Below are 18076 nucleotides of genomic sequence, written 5' to 3' on the forward strand. Positions count from 1 at the left end.
TTCTTCAAACACAAAAAGCCGAGATCTTAGAATCTCGGCTTTTGTGTTTCTGTTTGCGAGTCGGTCAGATCGCGTGGCCGACAAAAACGACTCTGCCGAAAAGAACAAATTTCGATTCGTTGTTCATGTCATCGTCAGGACCGACAATATCTGACAAACTTACTTCGTAATCATTATAGCGTTTATTGTCGGACAAAATTCCAACCCGGTCGCCCTGTCGCTGGAGCCTGCGAACGATGATGGCCCCGCCGCTGCCAAGAATATAAATCCCGTCTCGTGTGAAATCCCCTCCCTCCGCCCGCTGTGCAATGAGCATATTGCCGTTACGCAATTGAGGTTCCATGCAGTCACCGTCCATACAGTAAAGGAAAAGATTTTCCTTCGGGTCGCCATTGTCACAAAAAGCCGAAAGAAAATCTCTGCTCCAGCGGATGGTGCGTGCCCTTTTCTCGCAATTGTGATGTTTTTCTCGTTGGCTATGAACAACCAAAGGATGGTCGAGATAAGGCAGAGGAAAAAACTCATCATCTTCCATTTGTTTGCGAAGTGAAACCAGGGATTCTTCACCAAATGCAAGCCAGCCCGGGTTACATCCCAGGGCCTTGGCCAAAGCGATAATAACTGGGCGTGTCGGCTCAGACGCTCCTGAACGATACCGCCTGAGCACACTTTCACTCGTCTTTGAAAGCCGCGCCAATTCACGCACACTGATGTCGCGCTCGTCCATTACCTGGCCCAGTCTTTTCGCAAAATCATTGCGGCTTTCTGCGCTTATTGAATTATCTCGTTGCGACACAGATACCACAGAGTTACGCCTCCTCTGAAAATTAACGAAAAACAATTTTAAGATAAAAATTCTTTCCTTTTTATATAGCATACTCCGTTTAAAAAGAAAATATTTTTTACAGTCTGCGCTATTTATTGTTGACAATCCAACACTAAATAAATATATTATGCGCATTATGTTTAAAGATCCTGAAGAAAAGAACGCATGGATTAAATACCAACTGGGGCGACAGGGAAGCAGTTTCGCCAAGATCGCCAAGAAATTAGGGGTCTCCAGGGAAGCTCCCCGGCGTGCTCTTTGTCGTCCGTATCCTCGCATGGAAAAAGCAATTGCTGAAGAGATGGGGTATTCTCCCGAACAAATCTGGCCGGAACGATATGATGAGTGGGGACGTCATAAAAATAGTCGCTAAAACGATCTTCACAATATTGTTGGCTTGCGCTATATTGTGTTGCAATAATGCGGCTGCTCAAGAAGATCCTCTAGGACTTGCACCTACGATCTGGGGCCAAGTGTCCGAAAAATACGGGCTGGACCCCTACCTTCTTTACTCTGTGGCCCTAACGGAATCAGCGAAGACCTGGGAGGATGGCCTTATCAGACCGTGGCCGTGGACGCTCAATGTAACCGGCAAAGGTCATTATCCTGCGACACGCAAAGAAGCAGCTCAAATGCTGGCGCAGATGAGCAAAAAAACCAAGATCATTGACGTCGGCATGCTGCAGGTCAATCTGCATTACCACGGGCACAGAGTCAATCACCCTGAAGACCTCCTCGACTTCACCACTAATCTGCAGGTTGCAGCACAAATCCTCAAAGAAACTCTCGAATCATCCCCTCATGATTTGATCCTGGGGGTCGGAAGATATCACTCCTGGCGCGACCACCTTGCCAGACCCTATGGAATTAAGGTTGTTAGTCTAGCCCAAACCCTGCGGGCGCAAAATTATTAAAGAGGGAGTAAGAACTGTGGACACAAAGTACGAGCGCGACATCAAGACCCTGAACAGACGATATCTAATGCTTGTGCGGGAAATGGAGCGTGAAGACTCCGATTACGCCCACACTGTCACTGGAGTCCCCTACCAGATTCGTCGCAAGCTAAAGGATATGACCATCGAAGAGGTCGAAGAGATGGTTGAGCACCTGCCGATTATGCCTTTCACGTTCCGATTGATGGAGCGGCACTGGAAACGGATTGCTGATGCGATCAGAACCTCGCGGTTCGATGCCCGTAAAACGGCAGAAACCATCAGTTTCATGACTGTTGCGGCGGCACTTCAAGAGGAGGACAAGGGCGGTGAAGGTTTCGCAGATTGTTAAAGATATCTCGGTCTGGCAAGTCGCAGAGCAAATGATCGTGCGTGGCGCACGCCCGCCTATCGTTATTGCCAGCACCAACCTCCCTCGCGATGCCGTCAGGGACATGTACTACTCAATCCATGGCAAACGCCCGCCGTCAGGCCTATTGCCAGACTCCTCCTTAAACGTGATCAAAAAGGTTATCCACGCTTCGCAGGCGACCATTTTTTACCACTGTTACCGAAAAGTCGCTGAAGCCGATATCTTTAAAACAAGTCCTGCCCGAGACGTTCTGAGAGGTTTTGACTTTTATCAAAAGGTCTGCGGCGCCGGCTGCACGGAGAGTATCGATTTTTCCGTTGCATGGTTTATTGCTCGAGACCTGCGCACCCGAAATATTGAAACAAAATATTGTCCGAAGTGTGGGATGGACTACCTTTTCTCGCTCACAAACAGCCTGCTTCACAGCTGTCCCTTCTGTAAAAACCTTGGAGACAAAAACAAGAAAAACAGGGCTGAGTAGTCAGGAACCCACGACTAAAGTCGAGGGCTTGCAAGCCCTAACCTGACCAGCCTCAGCTGAAAGCCCCACAGGTCTTTCAGCTACGTTACCGGCGAATACATAGGTACCCTGGAGTGCATTTCCCAGCCCCAGGCTCTACGGGCAACCATTAAACAGACGTAAGGGGTTAAGTCGGTGTGGTTGCCGACAAACCGCTGGATAACATTGGCGAGGGAAACATCACCCGCGTAAGTGGAGAAAGTACGGTAACAGTATGCAACAAGTATTCGTTCTTGATAACAACCGGCGACATTGTTAAGGCGGTTGTAGTAGCGGGAAGGAAAGCAGGGACTTACGTCGGGCGGGTAGCGGTTCGCGCTACCGGCTCATTCAACATCAAAACGGAGGTAGCTACCCTTCAAGGCATCGGCTGGCGACATTGCCGGCTGCTGCATAAAGCGGATGGCTATTCATACGCCTGACGGCGTAGCTCCATTCCTCCCATTACTGAAGTAGTGGGTTACCTGGAGGTGTTTTCCATGATTCAGACGATTGCCAAGATGACAGCAATTTTCGCCTGTTCGGCAGTCATAGGGGGGCTGGTCAACCTCGACTATCTCTGCAAATCCGGACAAGAACTTGCGCAGCCCTCGCAGTGCCAGGGACAACAAGATGTTGATTCGCTGCTTGAAAACTTCTAAGACTATCTCACGCATCTCTTTTCTGAGCGCAATTGCTGCAGGCAGCATTTTCGTATATGCCGGAGTCCTTAAGGCTCTTGATGTTGCGGGGCTTACAGAGTCGATCGCGGCCTACCAGATCCTGCCCATACAGATGGTCCCTTTTGTCGCCGCTACCCTACCCTACGTTGAAATCGGAGCAGGGCTGCTGGTTCTTCTGAGGCCCTGGCGCGGAGCTGCACTTGCGACACTGGCGGTGCTTAATGGCGTATTTATGGTCGCGTTGTCCAGCTTGATTATTCGAGGGATAAATATCGACTGCGGGTGTTTTTCCTCGGCCACAACCTCCGATCCAACCTCTGTCTCCTCAGCTCTCCTACGAGATCTCGTTATCATGGCCGTTATCGCCTTTGCCTCCCTTTCTGCTGTCCGGCGGGAAAGTTCAGGAACTTAAAATTTAAATCAAACCATTTAGGATTAAATAGGACACGTTTATTCTTTATTTGTTTAAATGGGTTTAATTGGGTTCAAGTTTGTTTAGTTTAGTTTATATGGAATGTCGCGCGTACCATTCAAATCAGCTCATACAAGCCCATCCAACCGAAAACATGGCCGGAGCTTAGCTTGTTTGCATGGTTGGCCGTACACATCTAAAAGATACTTGTTTAAATGTGTTTGAAGTTGTTTAAATCTTTTCATTTTAATTGAATTTAAACTTGTTTAAACGTGTATAGCATCTTTTGCTTTGATTTGTTTATCCTTGCTTTTGTTTAGTATATATGGTATGTGTTTTTGGCATGCCTAATTACTTTCGCCTTCAAAAGGAGGTTTTTTGTGGATATTGTCGCCATTGCGTCACAGAAGGGCGGGGTCGCCAAAACGACAACAGCGCTGGCTCTGTCGGCCGGGCTTGCGAACCTGGGACATAGAGTTCTCGGGGTCGATGTCGACCCACAATACAATTTCAGTTTAGGGGCAGCGGTTCCCACTGATGATGTTGGCCAATCGCTTTTCTCGGTTTTTGTCGACAATAAAGCGCTGTCTGAAATTATTGTCTCATCCCCTCAAGGGTTTGATGTGGCCCGATCATTGCCTGCGATGTATCAAACCGAGCGTGCTTTGGCCGGGAAAATGATGATCGAGCTTAAACTGGCCAAAGCCCTTAAATCCGTGCAAGAGCAATATGATTTCTGCATTATCGACTGCCCGCCGGCTCTCGACCTGCTAACGACAAACGCTTTGCTTGCAGCGACTCACGTTATTATCCCCGCACAGCTTCATTCGTTCGGAGCTGCAGGAGTTGTCCAGATTTTCGACATGCTTGACCGGATAGAGCCCGAAACGGGAATCCCCGCTCCAAAAATCCTTGGCGTTTTGCCAACTTTCTATGATGCACGGAAAAATTTGAGCAAAGATCTTCTGGCAGAGTTGAGGAAATTCTACAAAAGCCAGGTTTTTGACGCCGTTGTACCAACCAGTGCTCCGCTTGAAGCAACGGCATCGGTGGGTAGGTCGATTTATCAATTCGCCCCATCATCGAGCGGTGCCAGGGCGTATAAGCGTGTTTGCCTTGAAACCCTTGCACGTCTTGAAGGACGCTATAAATAGACGCCTCGGAGGAGACGATGACAGCTCAAGAGAAAAAAAGTTCGCGGGAAGAGGTGAAAAACAGCCTGGGCGCAATGTTTGCCCGGCACAAACATTCGCCCGAAGAAATAAAGAAATATCTCGACGAAGAGGTAACAGAAGTCCAGCCAGAAGAAAAACAAGACGAAAAGCCGAAAGCACCTCAACCAAGGAAAAAGACAAAGCCTGCGCCCCGTGCTGAAAAAGTGGTTCAAAAAAAGCCTTCTTCCTCACACAAGAAGCCAGATGAGAAGTCAGTGCAGGGGAGTGCACAACAGGATTCTGAGCGTGAAGGAAAAAAAAAGACCGTGCGAGAACGGGCGATCTATGAAGGGTTTAATTTGGACCGTGATTTGCGACGCAAGGTGGACGAACTGGTCGCAAGCCCTTTTTTCACAATCGACGGGCAAAAAGTAACGAATCGCACCGAATTCTGGCATTTGGCCGGCAAGCATGTTATCGAGGTTTTCGGGTCCAAAGCGGATGAAATGGAGAAAGTTTTCGAAAAAATCCATAAATAAGGCAGTATCTTGACCTTATTTAGGGGGCTGACAATATTTTTTTCTGTTATAGTTGCACCATATTCACCTTTATGACATTGCGTCCATAAAGGTTAGATCTTCTCGATATTGCATCGAGGGATCACTTCTGTTCAGGCATTGCGCCCTGATCAGAGCGGTTCCTTGAAAGCCTTGCGCTTTTAAGGAACATAAGAGGTAGCTGGCCTCTTAAAAGCAACCAGCATAAAAATTCCCTCCGGGGAGAGTCTGTGACTTTTCCCGCAGGGGGAAAAGTACGCCTTCTCTCCCCGGGACTTGCTTAACCGACCCGGGTCTCGCACTCCCGGGTTTTCTTTTTCCCCGGAAAGTGCGGCCGGGAAGGAGGCGTCATGAAAGTATTTTTTGTAATTATTGCGATTGCGGTCGTCGCAATCTCCGTTGCTGGAAAATCAGCGACGGAAATGGTTTCTGCTGCTGCGGAAACTAGAACAGCCGCGATCGAGGAAATCTTCCCTCAATAAGGGAAATTTCCTGAGAAGCATCCATCCTTTTCTAAGGGTGGGTGCTTTTATTATCGAGCGCGAAGGCTTGCGCCTTTTCGCTCACCAGGCGGGGCATCGCCTGGAAGGGGAGGCTGCGTAAGACCTGCCCTGTGCAGGCCGCAGCCGTCGATCCTTGGAATCCCTGTCGCTTCAGGGCCGGGAGGATGTCAACTTTTAACCTCAAGGAGGGAGAAATCCCTACCTTGGGGTCTCTCCCTCGGAAGGGAGAGAAACATGTCCAACGAAATGGTCGTGGTGATGGTTGCTCTTGGTTTCCTTCTCGCTTTCCTCAAGAAGGAAACCAGGCCCGCCAATCGGCGGGTCCATCCCAAGGGGGTAATTACCCCCTTCCAGCCCCCGAAAGAGGGCTGGAAGCCAGCTCTATCGCCGGATGAAATGCGGGAGCTTGAAGTTCCTGCCTTTATCCGCAGAAAACAATATTCATCAACATCTTCCTCTGTCCTTCTTTTGGATGGCAAAAAAGAAGAAGTTGAGAATGACTCTACCTCCTCTTTTGAGGAAGAAGAGTCAAGGGACCTGATTGTTCCCGAAATAATTTAAACTTCTTTCCCAGCGGCTGACTGTTTGGTTGGTCGCTGGCTCGTTGTCTTCACTTCTGCTGGAGACAACGAGCCAGCGACCAACCACATAAAAACAGTCACCCCAACGGAAAGGAGTTTTATCATGTTTAAAATTGAAGAAGGATGGGTGCGCAGAATTATCGTGCTGTCTTCCCTCGGTTTCGCCATTGTTTTCCTTGCAGCGACCATGGGAGGAGGGTACTGATATGACCAGCACACATGCCATTCTGAGGAAAATTGTCTCAAACCACGCAATGGTTGAGAAAAAAATCAAAGACCTCCGCACTGAAAAATGGAGAAAAATGCAGGCAGGCGCCAAGCAGGTCGCCGCCTAAGAGAAAAAGGCCGGCTGAGGTTTATACCTTGGCCGGCCTTTTTTTGTCTAAAAAAACCGATCAGTCCCTTCCTTCTCACGCAAAAGCATCTCACGATACTCCCAAGGAGGGGTAGGGTCCTCGATCTGCCACAACCCCTTCTTCTGCCTCTTGGCTTCTTCCTGGAGCTTCGACAAAGCTTCATCGTCTGAACTATTCCAAGCCAGGCCTTTTTCGAGCAGAAGACGATTCAGGCTTCTTCCATCTTCAAGAAAGACCTCCCCGATGATATTGCCCTCTTGATCCGCGCCATAATGTTCGAGTACCACATCTTTCTGAGCCACCATACTTAAAAGAAATTGTTTACCCTGCCGGTTAAAAGGTTGGCCTTTCTCCGGAGCGTCAATCCCGACCAAGTTCACACGATAAGAACTATCTTGGTGAGATATTGTCAAAGTATCTCCATCTAAAACCCTGATAACCCTTACAGTAACCCCGGCAAACGCCGGGGATGAAGACAGGATAAAAACAAGAAAAAAACACATGGCAAAAAACTTTCTCCACACTTCTCTAACCTCCAATCCGCAAAGATTTCTTCATGGCGTTGAGCTTGGGCCGGGGATTTTGTTCCTGCTTCTTGTCGGGTTCGGCAGAATTGCCTCCGACCGTCAACTTCTTCTGCATAACCGTCATCCCGAGAAACGCCAAATCTTTTAACCTCTCAGATCGATGTCCCCGCGGCAGCCCGCAAATCGTTTCGTAAAGCTCGGGGTTGCCCTCCGGGGACAGTCTGACTTTTACAATAATTATGTTATCGGCCATTGGATTGCCTTTTTCGCATAAGAGCTTAAAAGAAATTTACCCAACCAGCTTATGCGGGCAGCCCGTAGTACCAGTAGCCTCTTGCATTTGTCAGGACAGGCTCTGAGGGAAGAAGGATCTCGGCTTTCGGAAAAGTTGCGCTCACTGCGTCGCGGTAATACTGCGCACCGCCTCCGGCCAGGATAACAATATCGACATCGCCGGCCTTGGAGCGAAGAGAGGTTTTGACCGTATCCATCACGGTTGCGCCCATCGTCTCCGCCGCTTTGTTGAGGTAGGGTGCGTAGGGAACTCGGTTGCCGAAGATGCGAATGGTTTCTCGCTGGGCGCGGATCGCCTTCTCTATTTTCTCGACCGTAACTTTCGCATCATGATCGGCCCCGATCTTCTCGGCTGCGCTTTCCAGCAGCATGGATGTTGCCTGGACCGAAGACCCCGAGAAACGATACTGCACGTCATTGCCGCTGATCAAAACCCAATCGACGGAAAAAAAGCCTGGATCGATCACCAAAATGTCAGCGTCGATAAATTCTTCCTCGCGCCCTGTCGCCACCGCAACGTCAAAATAACAACCAACCGGCTGCGGGATCACTTCCACGTTGCGGATATCGATAATTCTGTGGTCATCGATGGTATGGACACCATTGAGTCGCCTCGCCAGGTTCTCCTTGCGTCCCGGTTCCTGGAAATGACTGACAGGCAATCCGGTCACCAGGCTATCGACAACTTCGCGCTGGGTCGACATCAGGCCTCCCAGGAAAAGGGCCTTGTATGTGGGAGTTGTCGCATACTCCTCATGCAGTGCTCTTTGCCAATTCGCCAGTTTGTCTGGCTCCACGCAGGAGATATACTTCTTCTCCTCGACCTTGACGCAAAATCCATCGCTGTTGCCGTTCACGCTGCCGGCAAAACACTCCTGCGGGGCCGCGCCCACCGGAAAAACCTGAGAAACAAGCGATCCTGAAGCTTCCCCGCTACACACTTTTAGATTGCTGTAGCCAATATCGATTCCTACGACAAACATTTTTCTTCCTCCTTGTAAGACGCTAAAAGTGGGAGGGCCCAAATGGGCCCGCTAGAGGGCCCAAATGGGCCCTCGCTTTAGAGACGGAAAGGGTGCTTCTGTACCCGAGGGCCCAAATGGGCCCTCTAGAGGGCCCAAATGGGCCCTCGGGCCTTCGAACCCTATTATCCAGAAACGCGAGCACAATCTACCCTCGAAAAAGGTCATTTTGAGCCCTTTTTCGAAGGTAAAAAATGAAATAAGGACGGGTATGCTGTTTTCCGGAAGAATGAAGAGGCAAAATATTTTGAGAAAAATTAAAAAAATGGCAGGAATCAAGAAACTCTCGAATGTTTTGGGAATAATCTGTAAGAAAAACAAACAAAAAATCTTTGCAAAATATTTTGGGAGAATAAATACAGAAGAAACAAGAAACAAAATATCCTTAATATTATGGGAAGACAAATTTTAACAGAAAGGAGTTAGTCTATATTATGCAAAATATTTTGGGGAAATTGAATAAATTGGTTTTTGGTAGATATTGTCCTTAATATTATGGGAAAAAATCAAAAAATGTAAAATGGTGACTTATATTCGGACAAAATATTTTGGGAAAGAATTTACGTCAAAAACAAAATTCATTACTAGTTTAACTATTATGGGAATAAAAAAAATTTACCCAAAAATAAACTAACTGAATGCTGGGCCTAATTTTGGGAAAATTTACTTCGTTCCCAACAGATAGTCATTTGGGGAAAGGAAACAGCATGGACAGCAAAAGAGCAAGGATCAAAAAAGATATCGAAGACTGTATCGAGGACCTCTATGAAAATGCCAGGGTCAAGGTGGATAGATTCTGGAAAGAAAATATGGCTGAAGAAAACAAACAGGACAAAAATAATCGCAGCAGAATCGGTGTGAGGACCAGGTATAGAAACGGAACTCTGACGATAGACTGGTTTTTTAACTCCTTCGTTAAAGGGCTAAACGAGCAGGGAAAGGATGAATGGAAGGTTTTTAGCACGCAAATCAAAAAGCCTGCGGGAAAGACTATGTATAGCGAAGGACCTTTGAAAAAGCACTGCAGGGATTGGGAAATGGAGAGGGTTCTTGAATACGAAAAAGAGTTCGCTGTGATCAGGACAGACTTTGCAGGTTTAAGCAAGGCCAGATCAGCGTTAAAAACATCGGAGCGGCAGATGGCCAAACTACAGGCTGATAAACAAGAAACGACGGAGGGTTGAAAATGGCAGGGGAAATGGCAGGGGAAATGGCAGAGGTTTTGGTGAATGAAGTTGAAACAATTGAGACACCAGACGGGATTTTCACGGGAATCAACGGGCGTAAAATCCATGCGGCAAAAGGCTCGGAAAAGCCCTTCGTCGTCTGGCTGCCCCGAGAAATAAAGAGGTGCAAGCTGAAGAGGGAGGAGGACTTCGTTATCTATGAATCCCGCTCATCGCGTCGTCGTAGGACAATGGAATGCCTGTTTTTCACCAAGGCTGCAGCAAAGATACTGGAAAAGGAACCGCCACATGGAATGACGGAAGAGGACGAGGACGAGGATATTCCGTCACGCGAAGAGATGGGTAGGCTCTTGCCCGCCCCGGTCTCTGGAGGTGAGCAAGTCTTTGACCTTCACGACACTCCTTGTATAGATGCCAGGACTCTTTATGAAACCTTGAAAATAAAAAAGTCCTTTTCGATTTGGATTAGATCTAACTTTAAGAAAATAAATCTAGAAAAGGGTCGTGATTATAGAGAGATCGAAGTTTTGGACCTTAAGGTCCAAAACTTCGTAGGACGCCCTCGCACAGACTACCTTCTCTCACTGGATGCCGCCAAACATATCGCCATGATGTCCAAGGGACGGGTCGCCCACACCGTTCGGCAATATTTCATCGACATAGAAAAACGCTACCGAATAGAATCGGCTCTACCGGCCCCCGGCTCCCCAAACGACCCTCGGCGCCTGGGCCAAGACCTGATCAACGACATCAGAACCCGACTGAAGTCCTTGGGCAAATACTGTTGCCCCGACTATGCCGAGTCCTTGTCTGACTTTGTGGAACGAAGCTTGTTGTACCACTTCGACATCCGCAGCATCTACCAACTGCGCCAAGGTGATGTGCCCATGTTCAAGTATCAGATCAGCGAATGCCAACGCTGCTTTGAGGTCAACCAGTACGACCCGTCATGGCGCAACGATGGTCTTCTCAAGTTCGTCAATAGTCGCCACTATCATTGTGGTGTTATCCGCCACCCGAGAATGGAAGACTTTCTTCGACATCAGCGAGACATAAAACCCCGACGCCACGCTCTGCCCCAACAAAGACTCCACCTGCTTCCCCAGGAGCATGAGGTCGGCAAGACTGTGAACTTGGATACCTCCTTAGACTCCTTACTATCCAGGCTGTCCGAGTGCGACTCGATAAGCGTGGAACTCTCAAGCCAGGGTAAGCAGGGACAACTTCAGATCTCGATCCCCTTGGAAAGTATCCCTGAATTCATCAAAACCTTGAGAAGTGACTGATGAAACCTTGAAAATGTTAAGGCAAGAAGGGTGGTGTCATTGTTTGAGAAAGAAAAAAAATATAAAACGGGTGGAAATATTGACAATCAACGGGAAAAGATGTAGTCTTGACTGAGATTAATCTTTCAAAAGGACGCAAACAATGTCTCCACAGGAATCGGAAAAAAAAGCTTTAGGGCGTCTTAGCGCCTTCGGTCTTAAGAAGACATGGCAAACAGCTTTCCTGCTGCCTTCTTCCTGGGATGACATGACCTGCGTGCTGAGTGATTTTTCTCAGCCTCTGCTGGATGGAGATCCTTACCTGGTTTGCGGCAGGCTTGAATCCAAGCCGAAGGTAAAATTTGACTCGGGCCGCAATTCAAAAGTTCCGCGCCTTAATGGTTCTCTGCTTGACGGGCAGGGCAACCGCATTGGATTCTCTCAGTTTGGCGACACACGCAAGCTTGAGGAGCAGCTTAAAAAAGCAGGCAACCAGACGGTCTACCTTTACGGGACGATCAGTCTTTCAGGGTCTCGCATTTTTCTGCGCAACGCTGAACTGGTACATCCAGCCTGGGCCGGCCGGCTTCGCCCGAAGTATCCCGGCAAGGTTCGAGTCATTGGGCCGGAAACGGCAAGAAGTCGAATCCTGGCGTTGTTGAAAGAAGCACTCCCCAACGCCGCTTTCTGGTTAGAAGAAGTCCTGAAAGAGGTCGGGCCTCCTGAAGAACTTATCAGAATCGCCGGTTTTCACGACGGCACAAGCCTTGAGGACATTCTTTACAAAGCACATCTCCCAAGGAACTTCCAAGAAGGGGTTAAGGCTCAAAGAGGATTGGAGCGTCTGGCCGCACTTGGCGTCATCCTTCAGGCTAAGGCGGTAAAACCTGCAGCCAAGGCTTTCAGCCAAATTGATGCCGGCTGCTGGAGACCTCGGGCAAGCTCTATCCCCTTTCCTTTGACCGATGAACAGCAGGTTGCAGTAGAAGGCATGCTCGATGGCCTGCGATCGCATACCGCCTTGCACGGCATCCTGACCGGAGATGTCGGTACGGGGAAGACTGCCACCTACGCGCTGGCCTGTGCAGCCGTTGCCGACAGGGCAGGGCGAGCGGCGGTTCTTCTTCCCAATCAAGTCCTGGCCGAGCAGATCGCAAACGATCTTCGCAGCTGGTGGCCTGACATCTCCATCCACACCATCACCGGAGCTGATAAAGGCGAAATACCTGACGCCTCGATTCTTGTCGGCACAACCGCCTTGCTGCACAGACTGTCTGGGTCGGACTGGGTGCCGGATCTTGTTGTCGTTGATGAGCAGCAAAAGCTCAGCCGCGAGCAACGAGAGGTTATGTTGGTGGAAGGACAGACCAATCTGATTGAAGTGACCGCCACGCCCATCCCTCGCACCCAGGCACTTTTGCGTTATGGGATTATCAAGGTCTGGAAACTCACCCGACCTCACACGCCCAAACAAATTGATACGCGAATCTGGTATAGCTTCGAGAAACCCGACCTGTTTGCGCGCATCCGGCAAACCCTTACTGCCGGAGATCAGGTGCTGGTCGTCTACCCTCTGCGCGAGCAGGACGAAAAAAACAGCAGCGGGCGGCAAGACAGTGGAGCCCAAAGCGTGGAAGAGGCTTTCGTCCAGTGGAATCGTATTTTCCCGGACAAGGTAAGACACTGCCACGGACAGATGCCTCCCGATCAGAAAAATGCAGCGATAGCAGATCTTAAAGAAGACCGAGCACAGATATTGATTGCAACCAGCGTCGTGGAGGTGGGCATCAACCTGCCTCGCCTGCGTCGGATCGTCATCGTAAGGCCTGATCGATACGGGCTGACTCAGCTTCATCAGCTGCGCGGGCGCGTGGCCAGAACAGGAGGGCAGGGGTGGTGCGACCTCTACCTGCCGATCGAGGTAAAGCCTGCAACCCTTGAGAGACTAGAGGTTCTGGAGAGAACCCAGGATGGATTTGAAGTTGCCGAATGGGATCTTAAATTGCGAGGCGCGGGCGATATGGGGCGAGACTCCACAAAGCAAAGTGGCGCCGACGAAACATTTCTGTTTGGCCGCGGCGTTAAAATAGAAATCCTTGACGAGATGATCAACCTGGTGATGAAAAAAGCATCTCCTGGAGCCGAACAAAAGCCTGAACTTTTAGGTGAGGCCAAGCTGAAAAGAAACCATGAGCCCGGATACCAGACCCACACCAGCGTCGCACCGCGACAGGTGAAAAAACCAGCGGTCAATTTCTGAAGAAGACAGATGTTTCGTCTCACAACAGATCTTCCAACCACACCTGAAACCGATAACAATGTCCAGCAGGACAGAATTGAGCGAAGAGTTAGGGATGAAAACTGATAAACAATACGCAACGAGAAATACAGGCGAACAGGGTGTCTATTTTGATAGGCACAATGACGCAATGACAAGAGAAGCACTACATGGAAAACATCGCATTGCGGCTGAACTGGCCCATAGAGATATAATCATTGAGCGACTCCGCGCCGAACTCGCAGCTGAGCGCATGACTGAAGAGAAAAGGGAACTTAAAGAGGCCAGGGATCTGATTAAGTGGGTGACTCACTGTGCCAGTATTAAAGGGCCAGCAGGGACTACTGCCTATATCGTCAGCGATAGCCACATGCAGAAAATGCGCAAATTCGTGGAAAAGGAGTGAGGCGATGTTTGTATGACTGCTGGGTTGAGTGCTGAGAACGAACGACTCAAAAATCAATCGTGGCAACGCTAAAGATAACCGCGCTGGCGTAGCCGTTCCGGTTAATTGACTTGATTATGTGACGGAGATGAAAAGTGGAAGTGAAACTGAAATTATCTGACGAAAAAGACGCAACTGCTGGGTGGATCTTTGACCCGTCTTGCCTTGAAAAAATCAGGGACGAATACCGGGAAAGAAACGGCGACCTGCAAACGGCGGATATCGAGTTTATCGACGACATTCTGTCGATTGTCTGGGAAGCCGGATTACTGGATGTGGACGAATGAGCATGGAATATATCAGGAATTTTTACGGAGTCCCCGCCAAGCGTGGCGGAAAGGTGAAAATAATTTTGCAAAAAATAAAGGGTCTCTGGAATCTACTGTTGAAAGTCCCTTCCTGAAAAAACTATCATTCCATCAAAAAATGGAATTGACTGTTGAATCACCCGTGTTATCATCGGCTACGACATTGGAATCTGGCGTTGAATTTCCCGCGCCGGAAGAAGCCAATATTGGCTGAATGTCCTGTTAATACGCGGCGTCCGAGTAGGACAAGGACGCCCGTAACCTTGTGAGGGGTCCATGAATCAACAAGCCTTATCTTCTTTCATTTGGTCGGTCGCCGATCTGCTCCGGGGCGACTACAAGCAGTCCGAATACGGCAAGGTGGTTCTGCCGTTCACCGTGCTTCGCCGCTTGGACTGCGTTCTGGAAAAGACCAAGGACGACGTTCTCAGGGAATATGAGGACAAGAAAAAGGCCGGGATCAATCCCGAGCCGTTCATCCTGCGTAAGACCGGCCAGGCTTTCTACAACGTCTCCCCCTTCGACATGAAGAAGCTCATGGGGGATCAGGATCACATCAAGGAAAACCTCTTCGCCTACATCCAGGCATTCTCTCCGGCGGTTCGGGACATTTTCGAGCGGTTCGATTTCTATACCCAGATCGAACGGTTATCCAAAGCCGGTCTGCTTTATCTCATCACCGAAAAATTCCTTACCATCAACCTGCACCCGGATAGCGTCAGCAACGCCCAAATGGGGCTGGTTTTCGAGGAGCTGATCCGGCGTTTTTCGGAGATCTCCAACGAGACGGCCGGGGAGCATTTCACGCCCCGCGAAGTTATCCGGCTCATGGTCAACCTGATCTTCGTCGAGGACGACGACGTGTTGTCCAAACCGGGGGTCGTGCGGACCATCTATGATCCGACGGCGGGAACGGCCGGGATGCTCTCGGAGGCCGGGGAGTACCTGGCGGAATTGAACCCGAAAGCCCGTCTGACCATGCACGGCCAGGAACTCAACGACGAATCCTACGCCATCGCCAAGGCCGACCTGCTGATTAAGGGGCAGGACATCAGCAACATGGTGGCCGGCAACACCCTCTCCGACGACGGTTTCCCTCATACCCGCTTCGACTATATGCTCTCCAATCCGCCTTTCGGGGTGGAGTGGAAGAAGGTGCAGAAGGTTGTTACCGACGAACATGAGAAGAAGGGCTTCAACGGGCGCTTCGGCCCCGGCCTGCCCCGGGTCTCCGACGGCTCGATGCTCTTTTTGCTGCATCTGGTCAGTAAGATGCGCCCGGCCAAGGACGGCGGCAGCCGGTTCGGCATCGTTCTCAACGGTTCGCCCCTGTTTACCGGCGGGGCCGGTTCCGGCGAGAGCGAAATACGCCGCTACATGCTGGAAAACGATCTGGTCGAGGCTATCGTCGCCCTGCCCACGGATATGTTCTACAACACCGGCATTTCCACCTACGTCTGGATTTGTTCCAACCGCAAGCCCGACCACCGCAAGGGGCTGGTGCAACTGATCGACGCTTCGAGTTTTTGGCAGAAGATGCGAAAAAGCCTGGGCAGTAAGCGCAAGGAGATGAACCAGGAGCAGATCGACGAGGTCACCCGGATTTTTGGCGAGTTCACCGAGGCCCGACTGGCGACTGTTTTGGATGCCGACGGCAAGGAAGCGGCCCGTCAGGTGCTTTATCCCGGCGAGAAGGAACCGCAGGCCCCCGAAGGCGGCAAGGTCAAGGTCGTGCCGATTTCCAGGATTTTCAAGAGCCGGGATTTCGGCTACCACACCATTACCGTCGAGCGACCCTTGCGCGACGAGAAAGGCCATGTCGTCCTCGGACAACGGGGTAAGACCAAAGGACAGCGGCAGCCTGATTCGAGTCTGCGCGATACCGAGAACGTGCCTCTGGCCGAAGACGTGGAGGCATACTTCAAGCGCGAAGTCCTGCCGCACGCGCCGGACGCCTGGATTGACCACGACAAGACCAAGGTCGGCTACGAGATCCCCTTCAACCGGCACTTCTATGTGTTCGAGCCGCCGCGCTCCCTGTCCGAAATCGACACAGAGCTGAAGGTTGTCACGGACAATATCGTCCGCATGATCGGGGAGTTGTCGGCATGAGCTTCCCGCGTTACGAGAAATACAAGGATTCCGGGGTGGAGTGGCTGGGCGAGGTGCCGGCGCATTGGACTGAACACGCGATCAAGAGGTGTGTCAATGGTTGCGTAAACGGCATTTGGGGAGACGAACCCGATGGCGAAAATGACATTATTGTTCTGCGTGTAGCCGACTTCGATAGGACAAAGCTCTGTATTAGCGACGAAAAGCTCACCTATAGAGCTATTTCTGAAAAAGATAGCCAACCTCGATTGTTAAAAGTTGGCGACCTTCTGATGGAAAAATCAGGTGGCGGTGAAAAAACACTTGTGGGTTGTGTTGTCCTTTTCGACAAGGACTACAGCGCCGTAACATCTAATTTCCTGGCCAAGATGACTCCCAAGGAAAATTGGGACAGTAAATTCTTACTTTACGTGTTCAGCCACCTCTATGCCGGTCGTGTAAACTTTCCATCAATAAAGCAAACAACGGGGATACAGAACATTGATTCCCAGTCATACCTTATGGAGCAGTTCACATTCCCTACTCTCCCCGAACAACGCACCATCGCCGCCTTCCTCGACCACGAAACCGGCAAGATCGACGCTTTGGTGGCCGAGCAGGAAAAGCTCATAGGGCTGCTCAAGGAAAAGCGCCAGGCGGTAATCTCCCATGCCGTCACCAAGGGGCTTGATCCCAATGCGAGGATGAAGGATTCCGGGGTGGAGTGGCTGGGCGAGGTGCCGGAAGGGTGGAAAGTTGTTTCCATCAAGTTCTTGTCTCCTGTCCAGCGAGGCGCATCACCCCGTCCGATAGATGACCCTAAATACTTTGATGATGATGGAGAATACGCCTGGGTTCGCATAGCAGATGTTACAGCTTCAAATGGATTGCTTACTGATACCACTCAACGGTTATCTGAATTGGGCAGTTCTCTGAGTGTCAAACTTGACAAGGGAAGTCTTTTTCTCAGTATTGCTGGGTCGGTCGGAAAACCTTGTATAACAGGAATGAAGGCTTGTATCCATGACGGATTCGTTTATTTTCCTCGTCTGGAGATTGACCAACAGTGGCTTTATAGAATATTTGAGGCGAGTATTTGTTACGGTGGCCTCGGGAAAATGGGGACTCAACTCAACCTCAATACAGACACTGTTGGATCGATCCGGATTGCCGTACCACCACCTCAAGAACTTGACGCAATACTCGTCTTCCTCGATTGCGAAACCACCAAAATCGACGCTCTGATCGAGGAAGCCCAACACGCCATCGAGTTGATGAAAGAGCGCCGCACGGCCATGATCTCGGCGGCGGTGACGGGGAAGATTGATGTGAGAGGGTATTGCCCGGCATGAGAAGAACTTTGAGCGAAAGGATAGTATCTTTCCTGGCGAACTTGGCCCATTTTCAGCACAAGAAAATTGACGGTACGTTCGCTGCGGAAAGAATTACAGACGGGACCTTGTTTCTCCCTTACATAGATCCAGATGGAGATGATGATCTCAGTCTCATCCGGGTTCGTTGGCAGGGAAACCCATCAAACGAGTCCGAGGTTTCGGGCCTCCAGATCGCCGAACATGAAATTATCGTCGCGGTACAACATTGGGTCGCTGTTGGCGACATGGACGATGAACAATCTTCTATTGAACACTTGTTCCGCCATTTTGGTTTCAAAACCGGGGCCAGATTGCGGTTCGAGAAGGAAAACAGGGAATTTTCCAATACCCTTGAGAAGCTGATGAAAGACCTCGGCTGGTCTGCCTTCAAAAAGTTTCTCGGGTTATAA

The 18076-nt window shown here is 50.0% G+C and carries 25 protein-coding genes; 22 read left to right on the forward strand and 3 right to left on the reverse strand.

Annotated elements, in window-relative coordinates; all coding sequences use genetic code 11:
* Nucleotides 1-64 precede the first annotated feature (64 nt).
* Nucleotides 65-805, reverse strand: a complete 741-nt coding sequence (locus GSUB_RS18855) for an XRE family transcriptional regulator (protein ID WP_158414130.1) — start codon at nt 803-805, stop codon at nt 65-67.
* A 157-nt stretch (nt 806-962) separates the two neighbouring features.
* On the opposite strand from GSUB_RS18855, the gene GSUB_RS18860 reads away from it, so the two are divergent.
* From GSUB_RS18860 to GSUB_RS19920, 12 genes are all read left to right on the forward strand, one after another.
* Entirely contained in the window at nt 963-1199 is a 237-nt protein-coding gene (locus GSUB_RS18860; protein ID WP_235269967.1) for a helix-turn-helix domain-containing protein, read from the forward strand.
* Nucleotides 1200-1299: 100 nt separating this feature from the next.
* Nucleotides 1300-1740: a lysozyme family protein gene (locus GSUB_RS19250; RefSeq protein WP_158414131.1), complete on the forward strand. Its 441-nt coding sequence runs from the start codon at nt 1300-1302 to the stop codon at nt 1738-1740.
* 16 nt (nt 1741-1756) lie between these two features.
* Nucleotides 1757-2110, forward strand: coding sequence for a flagellar transcriptional regulator FlhD (locus GSUB_RS16920; protein WP_040202805.1), 354 nt, complete (start codon nt 1757-1759; stop codon nt 2108-2110).
* Nucleotides 2088-2612, forward strand: a complete 525-nt coding sequence (locus GSUB_RS16925; RefSeq protein WP_040202806.1) for a FlhC family transcriptional regulator — start codon at nt 2088-2090, stop codon at nt 2610-2612. The genes GSUB_RS16920 and GSUB_RS16925 overlap by 23 nt, the downstream gene beginning before the upstream one ends.
* Before the next feature lie 176 nt (nt 2613-2788).
* Complete coding sequence (locus GSUB_RS19965; protein WP_040202807.1) at nt 2789-3073, forward strand: hypothetical protein; 285 nt, start codon at nt 2789-2791, stop codon at nt 3071-3073.
* A gap of 57 nt (nt 3074-3130) precedes the next feature.
* Nucleotides 3131-3292: a hypothetical protein gene (locus GSUB_RS19495; RefSeq protein ID WP_158414132.1), complete on the forward strand. Its 162-nt coding sequence runs from the start codon at nt 3131-3133 to the stop codon at nt 3290-3292.
* Nucleotides 3264-3725 carry a MauE/DoxX family redox-associated membrane protein gene (locus GSUB_RS16935; RefSeq protein WP_084212241.1) on the forward strand — a complete coding sequence of 154 codons (462 nt, stop codon included), beginning with the start codon at nt 3264-3266 and terminating at the stop codon, nt 3723-3725. Before GSUB_RS19495 ends, GSUB_RS16935 begins: the two co-directional genes overlap by 29 nt.
* Nucleotides 3726-4105: 380 nt before the next feature.
* Nucleotides 4106-4879 (forward strand): ParA family protein, encoded by a 774-nt coding sequence (locus GSUB_RS16940; RefSeq protein WP_040202808.1) that lies wholly within the window; start codon nt 4106-4108, stop codon nt 4877-4879.
* A gap of 17 nt (nt 4880-4896) precedes the next feature.
* Nucleotides 4897-5418, forward strand: coding sequence for a hypothetical protein (locus GSUB_RS16945; protein ID WP_040202809.1), 522 nt, complete (start codon nt 4897-4899; stop codon nt 5416-5418).
* A 368-nt stretch (nt 5419-5786) separates the two neighbouring features.
* On the forward strand, nt 5787-5918 hold the full coding sequence (locus GSUB_RS19915; protein ID WP_268747579.1) for a hypothetical protein: 132 nt from the start codon (nt 5787-5789) through the stop codon (nt 5916-5918).
* Nucleotides 5919-6173: 255 nt separating this feature from the next.
* On the forward strand, nt 6174-6500 hold the full coding sequence (locus GSUB_RS16950; protein ID WP_040202810.1) for a hypothetical protein: 327 nt from the start codon (nt 6174-6176) through the stop codon (nt 6498-6500).
* 226 nt (nt 6501-6726) lie between these two features.
* On the forward strand, nt 6727-6855 hold the full coding sequence (locus GSUB_RS19920; RefSeq protein WP_268747580.1) for a hypothetical protein: 129 nt from the start codon (nt 6727-6729) through the stop codon (nt 6853-6855).
* Between the two features lie 47 nt (nt 6856-6902).
* Here the strand turns inward: GSUB_RS19920 and GSUB_RS16955 are convergent, their stop codons facing one another.
* On the reverse strand, nt 6903-7400 hold the full coding sequence (locus GSUB_RS16955; RefSeq protein ID WP_144402106.1) for a thermonuclease family protein: 498 nt from the start codon (nt 7398-7400) through the stop codon (nt 6903-6905).
* 305 nt (nt 7401-7705) lie between these two features.
* Nucleotides 7706-8680 carry a ParM/StbA family protein gene (locus GSUB_RS16965; protein WP_040202812.1) on the reverse strand — a complete coding sequence of 325 codons (975 nt, stop codon included), beginning with the start codon at nt 8678-8680 and terminating at the stop codon, nt 7706-7708.
* A gap of 64 nt (nt 8681-8744) precedes the next feature.
* On the opposite strand from GSUB_RS16965, the gene GSUB_RS19255 reads away from it, so the two are divergent.
* The 10 genes from GSUB_RS19255 (at nt 8745) to GSUB_RS17010 (ending at nt 18076) form a co-directional block, all read left to right on the forward strand.
* Complete coding sequence (locus GSUB_RS19255; protein ID WP_144402107.1) at nt 8745-9131, forward strand: hypothetical protein; 387 nt, start codon at nt 8745-8747, stop codon at nt 9129-9131.
* A 295-nt stretch (nt 9132-9426) separates the two neighbouring features.
* On the forward strand, nt 9427-9903 hold the full coding sequence (mobI, locus tag GSUB_RS16975) for a conjugative transfer protein MobI(A/C) (RefSeq protein WP_040202816.1): 477 nt from the start codon (nt 9427-9429) through the stop codon (nt 9901-9903).
* A gap of 2 nt (nt 9904-9905) precedes the next feature.
* On the forward strand, nt 9906-11192 hold the full coding sequence (locus GSUB_RS18350) for an antA/AntB antirepressor family protein (protein WP_052465118.1): 1287 nt from the start codon (nt 9906-9908) through the stop codon (nt 11190-11192).
* Nucleotides 11193-11334: 142 nt separating this feature from the next.
* The gene (locus GSUB_RS16985) at nt 11335-13431 is read left to right on the forward strand and encodes a helicase-related protein (RefSeq protein ID WP_052465119.1); all 2097 of its coding nucleotides are present in this window, start codon (nt 11335-11337) and stop codon (nt 13429-13431) included.
* Between the two features lie 94 nt (nt 13432-13525).
* The gene (locus GSUB_RS16990; RefSeq protein ID WP_040202817.1) at nt 13526-13855 is read left to right on the forward strand and encodes a hypothetical protein; all 330 of its coding nucleotides are present in this window, start codon (nt 13526-13528) and stop codon (nt 13853-13855) included.
* A 134-nt stretch (nt 13856-13989) separates the two neighbouring features.
* Nucleotides 13990-14181 carry a hypothetical protein gene (locus tag GSUB_RS16995; RefSeq protein ID WP_040202819.1) on the forward strand — a complete coding sequence of 64 codons (192 nt, stop codon included), beginning with the start codon at nt 13990-13992 and terminating at the stop codon, nt 14179-14181.
* Nucleotides 14168-14416, forward strand: a complete 249-nt coding sequence (locus GSUB_RS19260; RefSeq protein WP_144402109.1) for a hypothetical protein — start codon at nt 14168-14170, stop codon at nt 14414-14416. The genes GSUB_RS16995 and GSUB_RS19260 overlap by 14 nt, the downstream gene beginning before the upstream one ends.
* 62 nt (nt 14417-14478) lie before the next feature.
* The gene (locus tag GSUB_RS17000; protein WP_040202820.1) at nt 14479-16314 is read left to right on the forward strand and encodes a type I restriction-modification system subunit M; all 1836 of its coding nucleotides are present in this window, start codon (nt 14479-14481) and stop codon (nt 16312-16314) included.
* Nucleotides 16311-17645 (forward strand): restriction endonuclease subunit S, encoded by a 1335-nt coding sequence (locus GSUB_RS17005; RefSeq protein ID WP_040202821.1) that lies wholly within the window; start codon nt 16311-16313, stop codon nt 17643-17645. The genes GSUB_RS17000 and GSUB_RS17005 overlap by 4 nt, the downstream gene beginning before the upstream one ends.
* Complete coding sequence (locus GSUB_RS17010) at nt 17642-18076, forward strand: hypothetical protein (protein WP_040202823.1); 435 nt, start codon at nt 17642-17644, stop codon at nt 18074-18076. Before GSUB_RS17005 ends, GSUB_RS17010 begins: the two co-directional genes overlap by 4 nt.

Source organism: Geoalkalibacter subterraneus (assembly GCF_000827125.1).
In the GTDB taxonomy this organism is placed as follows: Bacteria; Desulfobacterota; Desulfuromonadia; order Desulfuromonadales; family Geoalkalibacteraceae; genus Geoalkalibacter_A; species Geoalkalibacter_A subterraneus.

Bases quoted from the DNA above. Each gene is read 5' to 3' on its own strand.
- GSUB_RS18860 (WP_235269967.1), top strand. From the start codon at position 963: ATGTTTAAAGATCCTGAAGAAAAGAACGCATGGATTAAATACCAACTG.
- GSUB_RS19495 (WP_158414132.1), top strand. From the start codon at position 3,131: ATGATTCAGACGATTGCCAAGATGACAGCAATTTTCGCCTGTTCGGCA.
- GSUB_RS16935 (WP_084212241.1), top strand. From the start codon at position 3,264: ATGTTGATTCGCTGCTTGAAAACTTCTAAGACTATCTCACGCATCTCT.
- GSUB_RS16945 (WP_040202809.1), top strand. From the start codon at position 4,897: ATGACAGCTCAAGAGAAAAAAAGTTCGCGGGAAGAGGTGAAAAACAGC.
- GSUB_RS19915 (WP_268747579.1), top strand. From the start codon at position 5,787: ATGAAAGTATTTTTTGTAATTATTGCGATTGCGGTCGTCGCAATCTCC.
- GSUB_RS16950 (WP_040202810.1), top strand. From the start codon at position 6,174: ATGTCCAACGAAATGGTCGTGGTGATGGTTGCTCTTGGTTTCCTTCTC.
- GSUB_RS19920 (WP_268747580.1), top strand. From the start codon at position 6,727: ATGACCAGCACACATGCCATTCTGAGGAAAATTGTCTCAAACCACGCA.
- GSUB_RS16965 (WP_040202812.1), bottom strand. From the start codon at position 8,680: ATGTTTGTCGTAGGAATCGATATTGGCTACAGCAATCTAAAAGTGTGT.
- GSUB_RS19255 (WP_144402107.1), top strand. From the start codon at position 8,745: ATGGGCCCTCGCTTTAGAGACGGAAAGGGTGCTTCTGTACCCGAGGGC.
- mobI (WP_040202816.1), top strand. From the start codon at position 9,427: ATGGACAGCAAAAGAGCAAGGATCAAAAAAGATATCGAAGACTGTATC.
- GSUB_RS18350 (WP_052465118.1), top strand. From the start codon at position 9,906: ATGGCAGGGGAAATGGCAGGGGAAATGGCAGAGGTTTTGGTGAATGAA.
- GSUB_RS16985 (WP_052465119.1), top strand. From the start codon at position 11,335: ATGTCTCCACAGGAATCGGAAAAAAAAGCTTTAGGGCGTCTTAGCGCC.
- GSUB_RS16990 (WP_040202817.1), top strand. From the start codon at position 13,526: ATGAAAACTGATAAACAATACGCAACGAGAAATACAGGCGAACAGGGT.
- GSUB_RS19260 (WP_144402109.1), top strand. From the start codon at position 14,168: ATGTGGACGAATGAGCATGGAATATATCAGGAATTTTTACGGAGTCCC.
- GSUB_RS17000 (WP_040202820.1), top strand. From the start codon at position 14,479: ATGAATCAACAAGCCTTATCTTCTTTCATTTGGTCGGTCGCCGATCTG.
- GSUB_RS17005 (WP_040202821.1), top strand. From the start codon at position 16,311: ATGAGCTTCCCGCGTTACGAGAAATACAAGGATTCCGGGGTGGAGTGG.
- GSUB_RS17010 (WP_040202823.1), top strand. From the start codon at position 17,642: ATGAGAAGAACTTTGAGCGAAAGGATAGTATCTTTCCTGGCGAACTTG.